Annotated in this window: 14 protein-coding genes; 7 read left to right on the top strand and 7 right to left on the bottom strand. The window is 56.5% G+C overall.

The window, feature by feature from the left end; all coding sequences use genetic code 11:
* Positions 1-48: 48 nt before the first annotated feature.
* Complete coding sequence (locus K1718_RS02825) at positions 49-1428, top strand: MFS transporter (RefSeq protein ID WP_265679818.1); 1380 nt, start codon at positions 49-51, stop codon at positions 1426-1428.
* Positions 1429-1465: 37 nt separating this feature from the next.
* Here the strand turns inward: K1718_RS02825 and K1718_RS02820 are convergent, their stop codons facing one another.
* The 5 genes from K1718_RS02820 to htpX form a co-directional block, all read right to left on the bottom strand.
* Entirely contained in the window at positions 1466-3577 is a 2112-nt protein-coding gene (locus K1718_RS02820; RefSeq protein WP_265679819.1) for a methyl-accepting chemotaxis protein, read from the bottom strand.
* Between the two features lie 161 nt (positions 3578-3738).
* Complete coding sequence (gene purH, locus K1718_RS02815) at positions 3739-5355, bottom strand: bifunctional phosphoribosylaminoimidazolecarboxamide formyltransferase/IMP cyclohydrolase (protein WP_265679820.1); 1617 nt, start codon at positions 5353-5355, stop codon at positions 3739-3741.
* A gap of 93 nt (positions 5356-5448) precedes the next feature.
* Positions 5449-7206, bottom strand: a complete 1758-nt coding sequence (locus tag K1718_RS02810; RefSeq protein ID WP_335343016.1) for a heparinase II/III family protein — start codon at positions 7204-7206, stop codon at positions 5449-5451.
* Positions 7207-7333: 127 nt separating this feature from the next.
* Positions 7334-8710 carry an RsmB/NOP family class I SAM-dependent RNA methyltransferase gene (locus tag K1718_RS02805; RefSeq protein WP_265679821.1) on the bottom strand — a complete coding sequence of 459 codons (1377 nt, stop codon included), beginning with the start codon at positions 8708-8710 and terminating at the stop codon, positions 7334-7336.
* Between the two features lie 123 nt (positions 8711-8833).
* The gene (gene htpX / locus K1718_RS02800; RefSeq protein WP_265679822.1) at positions 8834-9793 is read right to left on the bottom strand and encodes a zinc metalloprotease HtpX; all 960 of its coding nucleotides are present in this window, start codon (positions 9791-9793) and stop codon (positions 8834-8836) included.
* 154 nt (positions 9794-9947) lie between these two features.
* Here htpX and K1718_RS02795 point away from each other — a divergent pair, with 154 nt between their 5' ends.
* Together K1718_RS02795 and K1718_RS02790 are read left to right on the top strand one after the other, a co-directional pair.
* Positions 9948-10211, top strand: a complete 264-nt coding sequence (locus tag K1718_RS02795) for a DUF1674 domain-containing protein (RefSeq protein ID WP_265679823.1) — start codon at positions 9948-9950, stop codon at positions 10209-10211.
* Between the two features lie 7 nt (positions 10212-10218).
* The gene (locus K1718_RS02790; RefSeq protein WP_265679824.1) at positions 10219-10737 is read left to right on the top strand and encodes a hypothetical protein; all 519 of its coding nucleotides are present in this window, start codon (positions 10219-10221) and stop codon (positions 10735-10737) included.
* 1 nt (position 10738) lies between these two features.
* Here the strand turns inward: K1718_RS02790 and K1718_RS02785 are convergent, their stop codons facing one another.
* Positions 10739-11392, bottom strand: a complete 654-nt coding sequence (locus K1718_RS02785) for an SGNH/GDSL hydrolase family protein (protein WP_265679825.1) — start codon at positions 11390-11392, stop codon at positions 10739-10741.
* Between the two features lie 267 nt (positions 11393-11659).
* On the opposite strand from K1718_RS02785, the gene K1718_RS02780 reads away from it, so the two are divergent.
* From K1718_RS02780 to K1718_RS02765, 4 genes are all read left to right on the top strand, one after another.
* Entirely contained in the window at positions 11660-12883 is a 1224-nt protein-coding gene (locus K1718_RS02780; protein ID WP_152499302.1) for an aminotransferase class I/II-fold pyridoxal phosphate-dependent enzyme, read from the top strand.
* Positions 12880-15654: an FtsK/SpoIIIE family DNA translocase gene (locus K1718_RS02775; RefSeq protein ID WP_265679826.1), complete on the top strand. Its 2775-nt coding sequence runs from the start codon at positions 12880-12882 to the stop codon at positions 15652-15654. The genes K1718_RS02780 and K1718_RS02775 overlap by 4 nt, the downstream gene beginning before the upstream one ends.
* An 83-nt stretch (positions 15655-15737) precedes the next feature.
* A complete protein-coding gene (locus tag K1718_RS02770; protein WP_265679827.1) occupies positions 15738-16385 on the top strand; it encodes an outer-membrane lipoprotein carrier protein LolA in 648 nt (215 codons plus the stop codon).
* Between the two features lie 20 nt (positions 16386-16405).
* Entirely contained in the window at positions 16406-17392 is a 987-nt protein-coding gene (locus K1718_RS02765; RefSeq protein ID WP_265679828.1) for an ATP-grasp domain-containing protein, read from the top strand.
* 45 nt (positions 17393-17437) lie between these two features.
* Here K1718_RS02765 and dld read toward each other — a convergent pair whose 3' ends face one another.
* Entirely contained in the window at positions 17438-19258 is a 1821-nt protein-coding gene (gene dld, locus K1718_RS02760) for a D-lactate dehydrogenase (protein ID WP_265679829.1), read from the bottom strand.
* Between the last annotated feature and the right edge of the window lie 37 nt (positions 19259-19295).

Here is a 19295-nt window from a genome sequence, read left to right as displayed (position 1 = left end):
TCGGCAGGACTGCTGCCGGCCCTTTTCGTATCGGCACAGGATGCTCTGATGACAACAGTTGCTGACACCGGCACCCTGAAGACTGATCGCCGTGCCGTTCTGTCCTGGGCACTTTTTGACTGGGCTGCCCAGCCATTTTTCACCCTGGTCACGACCTTCGTCTTCGCTCCCTATTTTGCCGCCTCTCTCGCCTCGACACCCGCGGAGGGACAGGCGTTATGGGGCTATGCAACGGCAGCCGCCGGTCTTGGCATTGCCCTTTCGGCACCGGTGCTCGGATCAATTGCCGATGCAACGGGTCGGAGAAAACGCTGGATCCTGTTGTTTTCCATTCCGTTTCTGATCTGTTGTTGGGCGCTTTGGTACGCCGCTCCAGGCGGAGCCCACAGCATTACGATCGCCTTGTTCGCGTTTGCCATCGGCACACTTTCCATCGAGGTGGCGACTGTATTCAACAACGCCATGATGCCTTCGCTGGTTCCGGCAGCAAAAATCGGGCGGTTGTCGAGTTTTGGCTGGGCAATGGGCTATGTCAGCGGGCTGGTCACATTGGTCATCGCGCTCGGGTTTTTCGCGGCAAGCCCGGAAACCGGACGGACACTCCTGGGCTTCGAACCGGTTCTCGGTCTCGATGCGGCCACCCGGGAGGGAGACCGCGCGGTCGGGCCCTTCTCAGCCGTCTGGTTCATTATCTTCGCGATACCGATGTTTCTGTTCGTTCCCGATGTGCCAAAGCGGGCAAAAATCGGAGCAGCGGTTCGCAAAGGCTTGTCCGAACTCGGCGAAAGCCTCGCCCAGGCCCGCGCCAACACAAACATCTTCCTGTTCCTGGCTTCAAACATGATTTTCAAGGACGGGTTGGTCGCCTTGTTTGCCTTCGGCGGCATTTATTCAGCAGGACAACTCGGCTGGGGATCTATCGAAATCGGGACCTTTGGAATCATTTTGACCATCACGGGTACGCTGGGGCTGCTTCTGGGCGGTCCGATGGATGATCGCTTCGGCGCTAAACTTGTCATTTTGTTTTGCCTGATTGTCCTGATGATCTGTGGCCTTGGAATGATTTCTGTCGACAAGACAACCGTCTTTTTTGTGATCAAGTCAGAGCCTGCACCGGAAGGCGCGCTGTTCGCTTCACTGCCTGAACAGGTTTTCATTGTGTTGGGAGCAATCATCGGTGCTGTTTCCGGCCCGCTTCAGGCATCGTGTCGCAGCCTCTTGATCCGACTGGCGCCGCATGAGCACATGACACAGTACTTCGGGCTGCTGGCACTTTCCGGGAAGGTCACAAGCTTCCTCGCACCTCTTGCGGTTGGTGTCGTAACTGCGATCACCGCCAACCAGGCAGCCGGAATGTCAGTTATTCTCGTGTTCTTCTTTGTGGGTCTGGTCCTGCTCACGATGGTCAAAGAAAAACGCGCCGGATGATCTCCGGCGCGCTCTTTGGTGCTGAATTGAACAGGTCCTAGCCAACCTGACGGACATTATCCAGAAAGCCCACGACTTCCTGTTTCAGGCGATCGGCCTCCTTCTGCAGGACGTCTGCAGAAGCTGAAACCTGCCGCGCCGCATTACCGGTGTCGTCGGCGGACGCTGCGACCTTGACGATGTTCTGTGCAACTTCCTGGGTACCATTGGAGGCTTCCTGAATGTTGCGAGCGATCTCGTTGGTGGCAAGGCCCTGCTGTTCAACCGAGGTTTCAATGCTTGAGGAAATCTCGTTCATTTTCTCGATGGTTTCGGAAATCCCCTTGATGGCTTCAACCGAACCGGCCGTCTCCGTTTGCACGGACTGGATCTGCAGCGAAATTTCTTCCGTCGCCTTTGCCGTCTGATTGGCCAGCTCCTTGACCTCCGCCGCCACAACCGCGAAACCCTTGCCGGCTTCGCCAGCGCGCGCAGCCTCGATTGTCGCATTCAGCGCCAGCAAGTTGGTCTGCTCAGCGATGTCGGTAATGAGTTTGACAACTTCACTGATCCGGTTGGCGGCTTCGGCAAGACCTTCGATCTTTGCGTTGGTCACCTGCGCCTGCTCCACTGCATGCGAAGCAATCTCGGTCGACTGTCCCATCTGGCGGGTAATTTCGCCAACCGATGCCAACAACTCTTCCGCCGCCGAGGCAACGGTTTCCACGTTGGACGATGCCTCTTCGGAGGCGGCCGCCACGGTGGTGCTCTTTTCGCTGGTATCGTCCGCACCCGCTGTGAGTGTAACCGAGGCCGAATTCAGATCCTGAACCTGGCTCATCACCGTTTCGGTCAACTCGGAAATCTGACGGTCGAAATTTTGGGAAAGATCACTGATCCGTTCAGCACGCGCCAACTGTTGACGTTGTGCTTCTTCCTGCTCCGCCGTCAAAGTCTCGGCTTGCTGTGCCTTTTCGCGGAAAACTTCCAGAGCCTTGCTGATTTCGCCGATTTCGTCGCTGCGCTCGGTGCCGTGGATCGGCTCGTCGTACCGACGATCGATCAGGGCCTGAATGCTGCGTACGGACTGTTCCAGCGGACGGCGCACAATTGCGTTGCCGACCAGGTAGATGGAAAGCGCGACGACCAAGAGCAGGACGCCTCCGACGGCCAGGATCATCGTCAGGATCTGCGTTGAAGCCGCATTGAGCGTCTCAAGTGGCACACTTACGACAACGGCAAGTTTCGACCCGGTTTCTCCGATCGGAACAGGCACCACGATACGATGAACATCCGCTCCAAGCGAATTGGAGTATCCCTGATAGTCAAACCGGTTGCCGCTCTCAACGGCTGCAAGCAACTGATCCTGATGCGCCAGATCGGCTTCAGAGCGACCTTCAGACCAGCTCTTTCCAAGGACAGCAGGGTCAGGATGCGCGATCCAGACACCATTTTGCGACAGCAGGTGAACCGACCCCGAACCAAGCGGCTTCTGCTGAGCGAGAACGTCCGAAAGCGGCGTCAGCAAAATGTCGCCACCGGCAACACCGATGACCTTCTTTTCGTTGAAAATCGGGATGCTGAACGAAACGCCGGTAACCGTTTTGCCGTCTGCCTCCCAGCTGTAAGGCTCGGTAACGTAGTCCTTGCCGGAGACATAGGCACCATTGAACCAGAGTTCGGCGGGATCGCTTGTGTCTCCCACATCAATTTCCTCAATCGGACGATAGGCAAGCGTGCCATCGGCCTTGCGGAAGAAATACGGCTGCCATTCGCCGCCGGCGGCCCATTTTTCATTGCCTTTGAATTCAGCGTCTTTCCCGTCAAGCTGGTCACCCGTGACCACGCCCCATGCGCCGGACAGATCCTTGTTGGTGAGTGCAAGATTTTCGACTACCGAATTCCATGCGTCACGATCGACAGCGCCGGCGTTCTTCAATCCGCCAAGGGCACTGGCCAGGGCTTGCGCAGATTTGAGCCCCTTCTCAAGGCCCCGCTGAACAAATTCTGCCTGCTCGCGTGCAACGGTTTCAGCTTCTGTGCGAGCCAGCTTTCCCGTGACATTCGAGGCTTGCCAGCCAATGGCTGTGATGCCGATCGCCAGGGCGACCGTCATGGCCGCAGCGCTGGCACCAATCAGCTTCGTGGTGACCTTCGCTTTCTTAAACACCAATATTCTCCGCGAATCGATAGGCGGCAGATGAGGTCTGCCGGAATGCTCGCGAAGTTACAATTTGAGAGTTAACAAGGTCTTCAAAATCCGAAGTAATTCCGAAGACCTTTTGTCAATTTTTACAGGATTTATATATAGTTAGACTGCAAATCACAGTATTAGTGTCGAAAATGTCGCATGCCGGTCATCACCATGGCGAGCCCGGCTTCATCCGCCGCAGCAATGACATCATCATCGCGCATGGATCCTCCTGGCTGGATAACCGCGGTGGCTCCAGCCTCTGCCGCAGACAGCAGTCCATCGGCAAACGGGAAAAACGCATCGGACGCGACAACACACCCATTTGTAAGCGGTTCGGATAGTCCGGCAGCTTCGGTCGCATCAAGCGCCTTTCGCGCTGCAATCCGCGCTGAATCCACCCGACTCATCTGACCAGCACCAACACCGACAGTTGCACCGTCCCTGGCGTAAACGATCGCGTTGGATTTGACATGTTTCGCGACCCGGAATGCGAATTTGAGATCTGCCAGTTCCTGGTCGCTAGGCGCCCGTTTGGTGACAACTTTCAGATCGAGATCATCGACCACACCATTGTCGCGGGATTGCACCAGCAATCCGCCTGCGACCGACTTGACATAAAGACCCTTCGCACGGGCATCCGCAAGACCGCCCGTTGTCAGAAGACGCAGGTTCTTTTTGGCTGAAATAATCTCTCGCGCCGCGTCGTCGGCGTCCGGAGCAATAATGACTTCAGTGAAGATCTTGACAATTTCTTCTGCTGCAGCGGCGTCCAGGACCTTGTTCAACGCAACGATACCGCCAAAGGCAGAGACAGGATCGCAGCGAAGAGCCTTTTCATAGGCCTCCTTAAGGTCTGCACCCTCTGCAACACCACATGGATTGGCGTGTTTGATGATCGCAACAGCGCTTGTGCGCGACGGATCAAATTCGCTGACCAATTCGAAGGCAGCATCGGTATCGTTGATATTGTTGTAGGAAAGGGTTTTGCCCTGAAGCTGCCGCGCGGTCGCAACGCCCGGACGTTTTTCGCCTGTTTTATAAAAGCCTGCCGTCTGGTGCGGGTTCTCACCATATCTCATCACCTCGGCGAGCGTGCCGCCGACTGCCCGGTGTGCCGGTGTTGCGTCCTCAAGCTGATCAGCCATCCAGTTGGAAACCGATGCATCGTATGCAGCCGTACGGGCAAAAGCCTTGAGCGCTAGTTTCTTGCGCAAGTCCAGCGGCGATTGGCCACCATTCGCGTCCAGTTCGGAAATAACCGTCTCGTAGTCAGCCGGATCGGTCACAACCGTGACATAGGCATGGTTCTTGGCAGCCGCGCGGGTCATTGCCGGACCACCGATATCTATATTTTCAATACCGGTTGCATAGTCGGCACCCGATGCTACGACATCTTCAAACGGATAGAGATTACCGCAGAACAGATCAATCCCGGTGATACCGTGCTCACCCATGGCCAGTTGGTGGTCATTGTCATCGCGGATGGCAAGCAGGCCGCCATGAACCATCGGATGGAGTGTCTTGACCCGACCATCCATGATTTCCGGAAAACCGGTCACCTCAGATATGTCCAGCACCTCCAGACCGGCGTCTTTCAAAGCCTTGTAGGACCCACCTGTGGAAACCAGTTCAACACCGCGCTCTGCCAGCGCCTTTGCGAAATCGACGAGGCCTGACTTGTCGAATACGGAAAGAAGGGCGCGCTTAACGGAAACCAGTTCAGGAACGGGAACGGCTTTGGACACAATGGCCATGAATATGCCTCGCGATTGGGACAGTCTGGGAAGGTTGCCGTCGCCCTATCACGTCTTTGGTCAAATCGAAAGCTGCTTGCTTGGCTAATGCGCCTATTCTTCCAATGGAAGTTCACCGACATCGTCGAAATCGCTGGTGCCCCTGCGGCTCAGCTTGGCAGTCGCAGTTTTGCGGAACTGCCACCCGACGGAAGGCGTTGCCAAGAGTGCACCCGCGACAACAATCTGCTCGCTCTTACGGTGCCCATAGACATCCGACAGATAAATGCTCTCTTCCAGAACGATCTCACTGCCCGGGGCTTCGAACTCCCAGGCTTCGCCATCCCGGCAAACCAGCAGGACGGCCGAACCTCCCCTGATGAGAGACGTGCGCAGCGATGGATGAAGGTGAAACCGGATGGCAAACCCGTGTTCCGGATCAACGTTGCCGATCGCCGAGAACGTATCCAGACCGTCAAGCACCGTGCCATCCGCTGAGAGACTGACATCGCGTTTGTGCAGCACCCGGAACTCGGCAGCATAACCGTCATGGGACGCCGAAATTCGGCTGCCGGCCCTGTCGTCCTCCCGCTCAACCGGAACATTTACCGGACCTGAGAGGATCGGAGCGCCAAGCAGATGACCGAAGGGTTTTTCAGAGAGGAAACGGCTGGAGGACGTGTCCTCGATCGTTGCTGTGGAGTGGGCCGCTGTCGACCGGCTCACCTTGCGCCACAAAGGGTTGGATTTCGGAGAGACCCCGCAGTTGACGACGATGCGATTGGTCGCCGATGAAAACTCAAGCGATAGGCAACCCGCATGGGCATCGCCCGAGACACTCAAGACCGGGGCCGGGCCTGTATCCAGAAGGACGACCGACGACCCACCGCTAAGCCTTTGATATCCCGAATGAGGTGCATTGACCGGTGGCGCGCCACGCGCATCGTCATAGGCCAGAATTGTTGCCACAAGATCGCCCGGTGTTGATCCCATACCGTTGAAATGCGCCAGCGCGCCATCTCCATGACGGAAAAAACGCAGTAGGGGCATCATCCGATCAACCGATTGAAGCATGGCCGGAGGCATCTCCAGCCCTTGCGCGACAAATGCCTGACGAACGGGAAGAAGGTCGGCCAGTATATCGATCAAAGCCCTTGGATTGCGCGATATGTGGCCGCCATCGGGTAGAATCTGCCGGTTCAGTTCGTGTTCCAGACGGCGGATACTCTGGCGGGCGAAACGTCCTTGTCCGGCCATTGAGATGCAGGCTGATGCAATCGCAAGGGCTGCGTGAAGCCGCTCAACACCATCATCGGTCTCGTTGATGGTCTGACGGAGAAATCGAACCTGACGCGCGAGAGACTTGACGAAGCTGCGATAAAAATCGTGGTCGCCATCCTGGAGAATAAAAGGCGAATGGGCGAGCCAGGACAGAATTCGGCGGGTGACAACACCTGCTTCCCAACCGATCTCATGCCAGCGTCCGCTGTATTTGATCCAGTCCTCAACCAGGGCACGCGCATTCTGCCGGGCAATCTGGCTGTCGGCCGCCCGCAGATCCCGGAGCCAGCCGAAGCTGTGCAGCTCGCGCTGCCAGTCCTCATGCACGGCTTTCAGTTCGAACGGTGATTTGCCCTGTGTTTCAACCAGGTGGCCGGAAAACAGAAATCGTCCGCCATAGATATCGGCAGCATTGGTCGCGTCGGCGGTGCGCAGATCCTGAGGCGCAATCAGGAGTCGTGCCGGCACAGACGAAAACGGCTGCATGCGGAACAGCGGTCCGCCATGCATCCATTTCAGGGAGCGTTGCCAAACATGCAGGGCCACAAGACGCCAGATCCGGCTTCTTTCGTTGAGGCTTGCGATATTCACCAAACCATCTCCAACATCGATGGTTCACGCGCGACGATGATACTCTCCGATCACAAACTGAAGAAACGGATCGTTAAGGTTAGCATTTCATTTAGGGAATCATTGCAAGTGAACAGTTTATGCCACGTTAAGACCGCCTGAATCTGGCAGCGAAAAATCCGTCCATTCCCGTAGTTTCCGGCGTTTCACCAGCCTCGTAACACGGCATGCACCGCAAATAACCCTCAGCCGTAATGCATTCTGTGAGACCACCGATCTCATCAGCGTTTATCTCAACCACTTCGATTTTCCCGGTTTGCCGCGCCAGGAACGCACTTACCTGGGTTTCCCCTTCCGCAGCTTCAAGGGAACAGGTGCAATAGACGATCAACCCGCCAGGCTTGACCCAGGCGATCACCCGATCCAGCAGCTCTGCTTGAATTTCCGAAAGTTTCTCAATGTCATACGGCTTCTTGATCCAGGGAACATCCGGGTGCCGACGGATCGTACCGGTTGCGCTGCAGGGTGCATCCAGCAAGACCGCGTCAAATGGCACCGCCGGTTCATAACTTCGAAGGTCAGAAGCAACGGTTTCAACGGACAATCCCAAACGCTGCATATTTTCCGACAGCCTCTTGAGCCGGCCTTTGGAAATGTCGATTGCCGTGACAGTGGCTCCTGCAGCTGCAAGCTGTGCTGTCTTACCCCCAGGGGCCGCACAAAGATCTGCAACCTTCAAGCCTGCAACATTCCCCAGCAAGTGCGCTGGAAGTGCCGCGGCAACATCTTGAACCCACCACGCACCGTCATCAAACCCCTCCAGAGCCTCGACAGCTCCTTTCTTGAAGAGACGCACGGTGCCGACGCCGACGGGCACGCCGTCGAGGCGGCGTGCCCAGTCGGCCGGGTTTTCCTTGACGGAAAGATCAAGCGCAGCTTCTTTTTGATGCGCCGTGGAAATCTTGCGCGCCAAATCTTCACCATAGGCTTCCTGCCAACTGGTCCAGAGCCAATCAGGCGTGTTGAGAAGTTCGGCATCAAGATCTTCAGTAAGGTCACTTCGCTCCCGCCCCAAGCGGCGCAAAACGCCATTCACCAACCCTTTGTAGGGCCGCGCGCGGCGATCCAGACCCGCATGATCCACCGCCAGCGAAACTGCCGCTCTGTCTGGAACATCCAGGAAAAGCATCTGGGCAATGGCAACATGAAGAATGTCGAGAACCCGGCCGGTTTTCTCCGGAATATCCCGATCCAGCAGTCTGGTCAGGATTTCGGCAATCTCGCCCCTGTGCCTCAGGCCCGCTCCGACGATGGCCCGCACCAGGGATCTGTCGTTACCGGCAAGCGCACGAAACCCGGAGTGACCCGACTGTGTGTCCAGCTCTCCGTCTAACGGGCGTTTCTTATGGACGACATTGCCGAGAATATCAGCAGCGACCTTGCGTGCGGCAAAGCCCGGTTTGTCGGCTGGCTGGCTTCCATCAGTGGCAGCAGGTCTACGATTGTTGTTCGGCCGTCTCGTCAAGTCATCTTACCATGTTCAGGAAAACCAAGCGCCGCAGACGGGGGCTCCGGCTGCGGCGCGATGAAACAAGTTTAAGGTGCTGAGGGCAGTTGGCAAAGAAGTTTTTGCGCGTTCGCCTTGTGATCAGCCCCAAGGGCCCTTCGGACTGCGCGGCGGACTTGCCGGTTCTGACCGGCCAGATCCGGCCCAGGGGCCAGATTGCGGAGAAGAGCCGCGGCTGAATGACATCCGGCCACCGGTTCCAAGCCCACCATCGGCAAGTTTGCGCAACTCGTTGATCCTGTTCTCCGTGTTCGGGTGCGTGGAAAACAGATTGTCCATGCGCTCGCCGGACAGCGGATTCATGATGAACATATGCGCTGTTGCCGGATTGGCTTCCGCATCCGGATTGTGAATTCGTTTCACCCCGCCAGCTATCTTGCCAAGCGCGGATGCCAGCCACATGGGCTCGCCACAGATTTCAGCGCCCATCCGGTCTGCCGCATATTCGCGCGTCCTCGAAATCGCCATCTGCACAACCATCGCAGCCATCGGAGCAACGATCATCATCAGCAACATGCCGACAATGCCAAGTGGATTGTTCCTGTTGCCGCCAAAGAAGAAGGCAAAATTGGCCAGCATGGAAATCGCACCGGCAATCGTCGCCGTGATCGTCATGATCAGGGTGTCGTGGTTTTTCACATGCGCCAGTTCATGCGCCATGACACCCGCAACTTCCTCTGGCGTCAGCATGTTCAAGAGGCCGGTCGTCGCGGCAACGGCAGCATTTTGCGGGTTCCGGCCGGTCGCAAACGCATTCGGTTGCGGATTGTCGATGACATAGACCTTCGGCATTGTCAGATCGGCATTCTGCGCTAGACGCTGTATCATTCGATAAAAATCGGGAGCTGAGCGTTCATCGACTTCTCGCGCATGATGCATGCGCAAAACCATCTTGTCGGCGTTCCAATAACTGAAAAGGTTCATGGCAGCAGCAATCGCCAGGGCAATGATCATGCCTGCCTGGCCGCCGATCATGAAGCCTATGCCCATAAACAAGGCGGTCATAGCCGCCAAAAGCATTGCTGTGCGAATGTAATTCATCGCCGCCTGTTTCCATTTCCTTGTTCGGTTCGATCCCGGCCCGTCACCGTGCTCTCGCACTTCGGTACCATTTCCAAGATGGGAATTGCTGCCATTCTTGGCAAGATTGCCCTATATACACATGACAAAAGCGTAATCCGGATGAACAGGAACCATGACGGACAAACCGGACACAGCAACTGCTGCCTATTCGCAGACCGACGCCCCTTCCTTGAAGACGGAAATCGAGGCTGTCCCGAAAAAGAAATTTGAAGATCTGCCACCCGCCGCCCAGCGCGCACTGATGGAAGCAGAAGCGCGACGCAAAGAGATAGACGGTAAGCAGGAAGCGTTGCCTCAAGAGGTCAACGGTCGCGGGGGGCTGGAGCCCACACGCTATGACGATTGGGAAATCAAAGGCCTGACGGTCGACTTCTGATTGCCCCATGTCAGAGACCCTTCGCACAATACTTTCGGCGTGGGACGGCAAGGATACCGGCAAACTGGAAGCCCTTTTCGAAAGTGAACGCGCCAATCCGGTTTTTGTCCAGGCGTTGGTAGGGCTGTGTGAGATCGAGGACTGCCAGCGCAGTGCCACCTGGCTTCTCAAGCGCCACTTCGATCTGAAAGGGCCGCCGCTTCCTGAAGATCTCACACGACAGCATCTCGGCCTGCTTGCCAAAATCTCACATTGGGAAGCAAAGCTGCATGTTCTTCAGTATTTCGAGAAGCTCCAGTTGTCACTAGCGCCTTATGGCGAACTTGAGGGATTTGTCGAAACCGGAACCCGTAGCGACAACAAATTTGTGCGGGCGTGGGCCTACTACGGCCTTGCCGTTCTGGCACTTAGCTACCCTGAAATGATCGACAGGGTGCGCAATATCCTGACGGACGCCCGTGACGTTGAAACTGCCGGATCGGTCAGGGTTCGCATTCGTAAGGCGCTTGAAAAGCTGGGAAATTAACTTAGGCCGTATCGAGCGCGCGCACTTCAGCAGCAATCGCTTTTGCCAGATCCGCCTGCGGTGCGGCTTCAAAGTGAATGGCATCAATGTCGCTCACGGATATCACGCTGGACGTATCAAAGAATCCAACGCCATATTCCGCCGCGATCTGCCGGTAGACACCCGCAATCAGTTTCGACTGCTCGCGGCCGTGAGCATTTGAATAAACGCCGGCAAATTCCTTGCCAGTGAAGTCACCCAGTGGTGGTGGTGCCATCAACAGAACTTTCGGAGCTCGACCTTCGACATCGTCCGTCGCACGGGTTGCGGAAAAAAGGATCCGGCCCATGGCGCGTCCAATTGCATCCGCGCTCATGCAGAAACGATCCTGCAGATCGTTCGTGCCCAGCATGATGGTCATGATGTCGATGGGCATGTGGGTTTTGCGAATGCCTTCCAGATGCGCCAACCCGTTCTTGTCACCCCGCACGGGATCTTCGAACACGGTCGTACGGCCATTGATCCCTTCTTCAACCACATAGTATCGGTCGCCCAGCTCTCTTTGCAGCAACCGTGTCCAACGGATGTCGTGCCCGAAACGGGACTTATCGACCGGATTGAAGCCCCATGTGAGCGAATCTCCGAAACAGACGACGGTTTTAGGCTGTTCAGTCACGAAAGAGGCACCCCCGGCTCAATTGTTTTCTGGCCAGATGAGAGCAAAACCTTTGCAATTAAACAAGCAATTCTTGTCGGCCAGCCCGATCAGCGAAACAAGTCGGACCACCTGCAAGCCGTCTCTATGGGAGCAACTCTGAAAAAGCGATCACCTCAGCTCAAATCATGGCTGAAAATCACAAGACGGCCTGCTTGGTTAATAAGAGCTTTACCATGTGGGCGATAGGGTCGTCTCAAAGTTATGCGTAACGACTGCGGATCCTCGATGACTGCCAGCCAAATTGCCTATCAGCGCGGAGCATGCCTGCCGAGCTCCAATCCGTTTCAACGCCTTGCCGAACTGCTGGACGGTGAGACACCTGGTCTTGACCCAATCATCATGACCATTGGTGAGCCACAGCATGCGATTCCCGATTTTACCGGTGAAGTCCTGTCCAAGAATCTCGCCGGTTTTCGGAGATATCCGCCGATCAAGGGATCGCCGGAATTCCGCCAGGCCATCGCTACATGGCTCGACAAGCGCTATTCGCTTGATGGCATGGTAGACGCTGAAAACGGTGTCCTGCCGCTGAACGGTTCGCGCGAAGGTTTGTCCTTTGGCGCAATTGCGGCGCGGGACCAGCTGGACAAGGGCCTCGACCATCCCGCGGTTATCCTGCCCAACCCGTTTTATCAAACGTATGCTGCTGCTGCCCACGTCGCAGACGGGGAAGCCGTTTTGCTTGACGCAGTTCCCGGCAACAATTTTCTGCCTGATCTCGACAGTCTGGACACAGAGTTGCTCGACAGGACGGTCGCATTTTATGTTGCCTCGCCCACCAATCCGGAAGGCTTTGTCGCTGATATTGCCTATTGGCAGCGGTTGATCGGAATGGCACGCAAGCACCGGTTCTTTATCTTCGCGGACGAGTGCTATTCGGAAATATACCGGGAGACACCGCCTCCGGGTATTCTGGAAGCCGCGAAGGCTATGGGCACCGACTTTGCCAACATCATTGTGTTGAATTCATTGTCCAAACGCTCGAATTTGGCGGGTCTGCGCTGCGGTTTTGCCGCCGGTGATCCGGTTTTCCTTGAAAAATGGTCGAAATTCCGGGGCCTCGCCGCGCCCCAGGTACCATTGCCTGCGCAGGCCGTTGCCGTGAGAGCCTACCAGGACGAGGCGCATGTCGCCGAAAACCGGCGGCTCTACAACGAAAAGTTCAAAGCTGCCGAACGTCATCTGGGCCCAATCCTTGGCAAGGTCACGCCTGAAGCCGGGTTCTTCCTGTGGCTCGACGTGTCCAGGTGGGGAGACGGTGTTGCCGTGACCCGATCCCTTTGGACCGATATCGGCGTGAAAGTCGTACCCGGCAGCTATCTCGCCTCAGATCAATCGGACGGCAGCAATCCGGGACGTCATTACATTCGTGTGGGGCTGACAGCACCGCTGGAACAGACCGAAATCGCCCTTGAACGATTTGCAAATTGGTTGGGAGACAAGTCATGAGACGGGCCGGTGCAGTTCGCGGAAACAGCCGCCGGACAGCGGCAGACCTGCTGGATACGGAAAGCCCGCTCAAGCGCTTCCTTAGACGCAATCTCGTGGGTGCGTCCGGCCTTGGCATCATTGCACTTGCAGCCATGCTGGCGGCAAGCCTTGCAACCTGGTCGGTCGCCGATCCAAGCCTGAACCATGCGACCGAAGGACCCGTCCGCAATGCTCTCGGAGCACCGGGCGCTGTTATCTCTGACATCCTGATGCAGACCATCGGCCTGGCCACTGCCGTTTTCCTGATTCCGCTCGTCCTGTGGGGCTGGCGATTGATGACAGGCCACGAACTCGGTATCGGCAGAAGGCGGCTCTTGTATTGGGTCATTGGTTCAGGCCTGGCCGCTGGTGCTCTTGCGGCACTTCCGGTTCCTGAAAGCTGGCCGCTCCCCACTGGTTTGGGCGGCTTCCTCGGTGACACCGTCCATAGCTTCCCGGCCCTGATCACCGGAAACATGACCAGCGGTGCGGCCACGATTGTCGGCGGACTTGGCCTTGGTGTTCCGGCGATATTGTTCCTGCTGGCCGCTGCCGGGTGGCTCGGTTCAATCGGTCAGCCAAAAGAACGCGTCGAGCCGGTGGCAGCGCCAGCTGGCCATGGCCGCGCCATTGAAGACGAATTGGGTCTTGATGACGATGAAGGTGAATCCCGCCTTGGCATGATGGCAACCGCCTTTGTCGGGCAGGTGGAGCATTGGCGCATGTCGACCGGCGCGCATCTCCGCCGCCTGACGGGACTTAAACGGTCACGCCCTGAACCGGATGACGAGGACTGGGACGAAGACGAGGAAGACATCGAATATGAGGCGGAAGAGGACCATCGCGGTGGTCGCCTGAGCGTTTTCAAACGCGCCCTCAAGGGTCGTCTCATGCCGCAGGACGACGACGGCCTCGACGAGTTTTACGGCCGCGGTCGCGGTGGCGACGATTTCGACCATGACGACCCCTATCAGGAACCGCCCTTCGAAGACGAGGGCGAGAGTTTTGAACCCGACGACCTTCTGATCGACAAGGGCCCCGTTACCGGACGTCCGGCCGTTCCCGTCGGCATCGCTGCGCCGGAACAGGCACCAGCACCTTCGCAGCAACCAGGTCAGTCCGCACAGGCAGCAGCTCAGGCAGGCCGGGTCATTCCACCCGCGCCTCGTCCAAAGCAGAGCAAGCGTGCGATTGACGAAGCTCAGCCGTCCTTCCTCGGAGCGCCGGAAGAATACGAACTGCCACCGTTGCGCCTGCTTGAAGAACCCAAAGCCGGCGGCAAAGTTCCGGGACTTTCAGCGGATGCATTGGAACAAAATGCGCGCATCCTTGAAGGTGTCCTGGAAGATTTTGGTGTGCGCGGTGAAATCATCGAGGTTCGCCCTGGTCCGGTCGTCACACTCTACGAACTGGAACCGGCCCCTGGCATCAAATCGTCCCGCGTGATTGGACTTGCCGATGACATCGCTCGTTCGATGAGCGCAATCTCGGCGCGTGTGGCCGTCATTCCCGGCAAGAACGCGATCGGCATCGAGCTTCCAAATGCCCGACGTGAAACCGTATATCTGCGCGAACTTCTGGCCGCGCAGGACTTTGAAAAGTCCAAATCGAAACTGGCGCTTGCGCTTGGCAAGACAATCAACGGCGAAAGCGTTGTAGCCGATTTGGCGCGCATGCCTCACTTGCTTGTGGCCGGTACCACAGGTTCCGGTAAGTCGGTCTCCATCAACACCATGATCCTGTCACTGCTTTACCGACTGACGCCGGACCAGTGCAAAATGATCATGATCGACCCAAAGATGCTGGAGCTGTCCATCTATGACGGCATCCCGCATTTGCTGACGCCGGTTGTCACCGATCCGAACAAGGCCGTTGTCGCCCTGAAGTGGACCGTCCGGGAAATGGAGGACCGTTACAAGAAGATGTCCAAAATGGGCGTCAGGAACATTGACGGCTACAACACCCGCATCAAGCAGGCGTTGGAAAAAGGCGAAAGCTTTACGCGCACAGTTCAAACCGGGTTTGACCGCGAAACCGGGCAACCGATCTACGAGGAAGAGGAACTGCCGCTCGAGGCGATGCCTTACATCGTCGTCGTCGTGGACGAGATGGCCGACCTCATGATGGTTGCGGGCAAAGACATCGAGGGTGCGATTCAGCGCCTTGCCCAGATGGCCCGAGCCGCCGGCATTCACCTGATCATGGCGACCCAGAGACCGTCTGTTGACGTCATTACCGGCACGATCAAGGCCAACTTCCCGACCCGGATTTCGTTCCAGGTCACATCCAAGATCGACAGCCGCACGATCCTGGGTGAAATGGGCGCAGAACAGCTGCTTGGCATGGGCGACATGCTGTTCATGGCTGGCGGTGGCCGCATTCAGCGTGTCCACGGCCCGTTTGTTTCCGATGATGAAGTCGAAGATATTGTGAAACATCTGAAAGTTCAGGGCACTCCTCAATATCTGGAAGCTGTCACGGAAGAGGAGGAAGCCAGCGACGGCCCTTATGACGGTGGTGGCGGTCTTGCGGGCGGCGGAGAGGGCAACGAGCTCTATGACAAGGCAGTCGCCATTGTCCTGCGAGACAAGAAAGCGTCGACTTCCTACATTCAGCGACGTCTGTCAATCGGCTACAATCGGGCAGCATCTTTGATTGAACGCATGGAACAAGAAGGTGTGATCAGCGCCGCCAACCATGCCGGAAAACGCGAAATTCTGGTACAAAATGGCGTAGAAGACGAGTTTTGATTGCCAAACGCCAAAGCTTTGCCACACACTGACCCTAGCTACTGGTCCGAGTGTCACGGCACAAACGATTAGGATTGAAAATCATGCTGACCCGTTTCGCCCATCGCTTTGTCAAACCGCTGGTACGCGTGGCTCTGGCAGGCGCTCTCACGGTGACGGCCCTTTTGCCCGCTCAAGCCCTGAGCGAGAAGGAAAAAACGACCCTTCAGGAACTGAACACCTACTTCAATGCCGTGAAGACGATGCATGGAGACTTTATCCAGTTCGGCCCCGATGGCAGCCAATCCGACGGCAAGTTCTACATGGCGCGACCCGGCAAGGTACGGTTTTATTACAACAAACCTTCCGTTCTGGACATTGTTGCGGACGGCAAATCTGTCTCTGTGCGTGACCGCAAATTGAACACCCAGGACATCTGGCCACTTGGCCAAACGCCGCTGCGGTTCCTGTTGTCAGACAGCATCGATCTGCAGCGTGACACCAATGTCACCAATGTTCTGGTGGAAGAAGACCTTGTTACCGTGACCATCTTCGACAAGACCAAGTTCAACTCGGGCACATTGACGCTGATTTTCGACGCGGAAGATTTTGCACTGAAGCAATGGACGGTTACCGACCAACAGGGCTACGACACGTCGGTCGCGGTTTACAATGTTGTTTCCAACGGACCGACCAACCCCGACCTCTTCAAGATCGACTATCTGGCCAACGCCCGCCAGGACAAAAACTGACCGCCGCAGCGGAAGATTCCTTGGACGACAAACCGGCAACATCCGCCGGCTCCTCAGGTCAGGCAATTGTCTTTCAGTTGCTGGAAGCGTATTGCGCTGAAAAAGGACTTCGACTGACAGCCGGAGATCCTTATGGACATGCCGGATTGGTCGAAGGTCCGTCGGGAGAGAAACGGTTCTTCAAAGGTTGTCGCTTCGACCTCAACGGCTATGGCGCAGCCGAAATTGCAAAAGACAAGGCCTATACAAACCGGTTCCTGGAACTTGCAGGGCTTGCCACACCGGCAAGTCACTTTGTTCCCTCTGACGGCATTGGCACTGTCGCGGAATTGTCAGCGGATGTTCACCAGTTCACGGACAAGACCGGCTATCCGGTGTTCGTCAAACCAAACGAAGGTCAGGAAGGTCGAGACGTCCTAAAAGCAGTGACAAGCAAGGACCTGTTGACCGCCCTGCAAGCACTTTCGACAAGACACGCGGCATTGCTGGTGCAAGAGGCCGTGCCGGGAACCGACCTGCGGATAGTCGTTCTTGATGGCGAGGTCCTGCTTGCGTTCGAACGCCTCAAACCGATCGTGACCGGTGATGGGACCAGGAACGTGTCGGACCTGATCAACGATCAAACGAAGCTCGACAGAACCGATCAGCGTATCGCAATCGAACTGGCACAGCAGGGTTTGAGATTGGACAACGTTCCGGAAACAGGACAAACCATCAGTCTTCTACCTGTGTGCAATCTGTCTTCCGGCGGGACTGCGCGTCTGGTCACCAAGGGCCTGGCGCCTGAGCTTGTTTCCATTGCCTTGCGCGCTGCCAAAGCCCTTGACCTTCGCTTTGCCGGCGTCGACCTCATTGTTTCCAACGAACACAGCCGCGATTCTGCCGCCATTGTTCTTGAAGTCAATGCAGCACCCGGTCTCAACAATCTCTATCGGCAGGGCCGTGTGGAAGCCGAAGCGGCAACCTCAACCTATCGAAAGGTTTTTGAGGCAATGCTTAGGTTCTAATACGAATAACAGCCCCAGCCTCTCGCCACCCTCTTGTCCTGCAACCTACTCTGCAGCGGCACCGCAGGTTTGTCCGCCGGATCCATAGTTCTTTTCGCGAGACGTTTTCCCGATCCCGGGATTGAAACTGTTTGTCGGATCAAGCGTCTGATAGTGGGCGGCCAAGGCAGGCTTTGCCATGTAAAGGTGGCCAACGTTGTGTTCTGCAGGATATTCAGCACCCCGCCGGTCTAAAAGCGACAACATTTTCTGCTTGACCCGTTTTGGATCAGCACCTTTGCGCACCACGTAGTCCTGATGAAAAACATGGCAAAAGAAGTGGCCATAATAGAGCTTTGAGACAAGGTCTTTTTCGATTTCTTCCGGAAGCGCTTCGAACCAGTCTTCATCGTTTCGTGCCAAAGCGATGTCGAGAGCTATGACATCTTCGACCTCGGCTGCGTGCACAGCATGGTACCTTACGCCGGCACCTGCTGCCGCGAAGCGATGCAGCATCGCTTTTTTGGCTTCGGCTTCGGTGCAGGCAAACCAGGCATCCTTGCCCAGTGTTTCTGTCAGGATCGCTTCGATGGCTTCAGCCATTTGCGTCCCAACTTTCAAAATAAGATGATGTTCGTAACGCTCGCGCCATGTCAGCAGCCGTTTCGGAAGTGGTTCGGGGATCAGGTGGCTCAACAGTTGCATCGTGCGATCAACCAGATTGCGCGGCAAGAACGGCACTTTGTTCAACCGTGCGTCCAGAGCACCCTTGATCGAGAAGAACATTGGCAGCCGATCCGTACCGAACCAGTGGATCATCATCAGCGTGTCTTTGCCGTATCGGCGTGCAACGTCAAAAAGCGTTCGGTGCATGTATTCGCCGCAGATCGGCAACTCATCGCAATCGGTCAAGATGCGTCGACGCAAGACCTCCAGGTCCGCCGGGCTGTTTGTACCGATGTAGTAGACGCGTTCCTCCTCAATGGCCGGATAGGAATCGAGTCTTACTGCAAAAACCGCCAGCTTTCCGGCCGAACCCGAGACCTCGAACAACCTGTCCGGATCTGCGTTGTAACGTGAAGGCGTTGAGGCTGTGACATCACGGACTTTGGCGATGTAATCCTCATCCGACGCGCGACCCACTCCATCCTTCACGTCCGCTTCGGTGAACAGGCCCTTCTCAAGCCGGTCCAGGATCTCTTCCGGTGTATCGCCCAGCTCCATTCCCAGGTGGTTTACAAGGCGCAACACTCCATTGCCGTCCACTTGTGCGTAAAGAGCAAGCTCCGTGTAAGCCGGGCCGCGCTGTGTCAGAGCGCCGCCGGAATTGTTGCAAACGCCCCCGACGATCGATGCGCCGATATTGGATGAACCGATGGTCGAATGAGGCTCTCTGCCAAACGGCTTGAGCAGCTTTTCCAATTTGTAGAGTGTGCCACCTGGATGACTGACGATCTGGTGCCCGTCCTTAAGCACATGGATCTTGTCGAGGCGCAACGTATTCATGATCACGACATTGCGGTCATAGGCACCCTTCGGTGTTGAACCCTCGGTCAAACCTGTATTGGCTGCTTGCATGATGACAATCCGGTCAGCCGCCACGCAGACCTGCAACACACGCCACATTTCAAGAAGTGTGCCTGGGATAACAACAATTTCGGCTTCGCCCTGCCCTGAACGAAATCCCTTTCGAAATCGCTTTGTGTCGATGGGGCCGGTCCGCACGAATTGCGCACCCACGATCTCAATCAGCGCGTCAGCGAACGAGGCATCGGTGGCCTGCTGGGCACCGAAGGGTTGGTGGCCGTGGTTCTCGTCTCTTGGCATCTTCCCGTTTCCCGAATTAAGACCATTGGTCGAATAAAGCGCTTGATTAAGTGCGGCCATAATCTCTTTTGGCCGCACTTAGAGGGTCGATATCGCG

Origin of the sequence: Roseibium porphyridii (assembly GCF_026191725.2) — a bacterium.
GTDB classification, from domain to species: Bacteria; Pseudomonadota; Alphaproteobacteria; order Rhizobiales; family Stappiaceae; genus Roseibium; species Roseibium porphyridii.
Note: the sequence above shows the minus strand (reverse complement) of the source record. Positions and strands in the feature narration are given on the sequence as shown.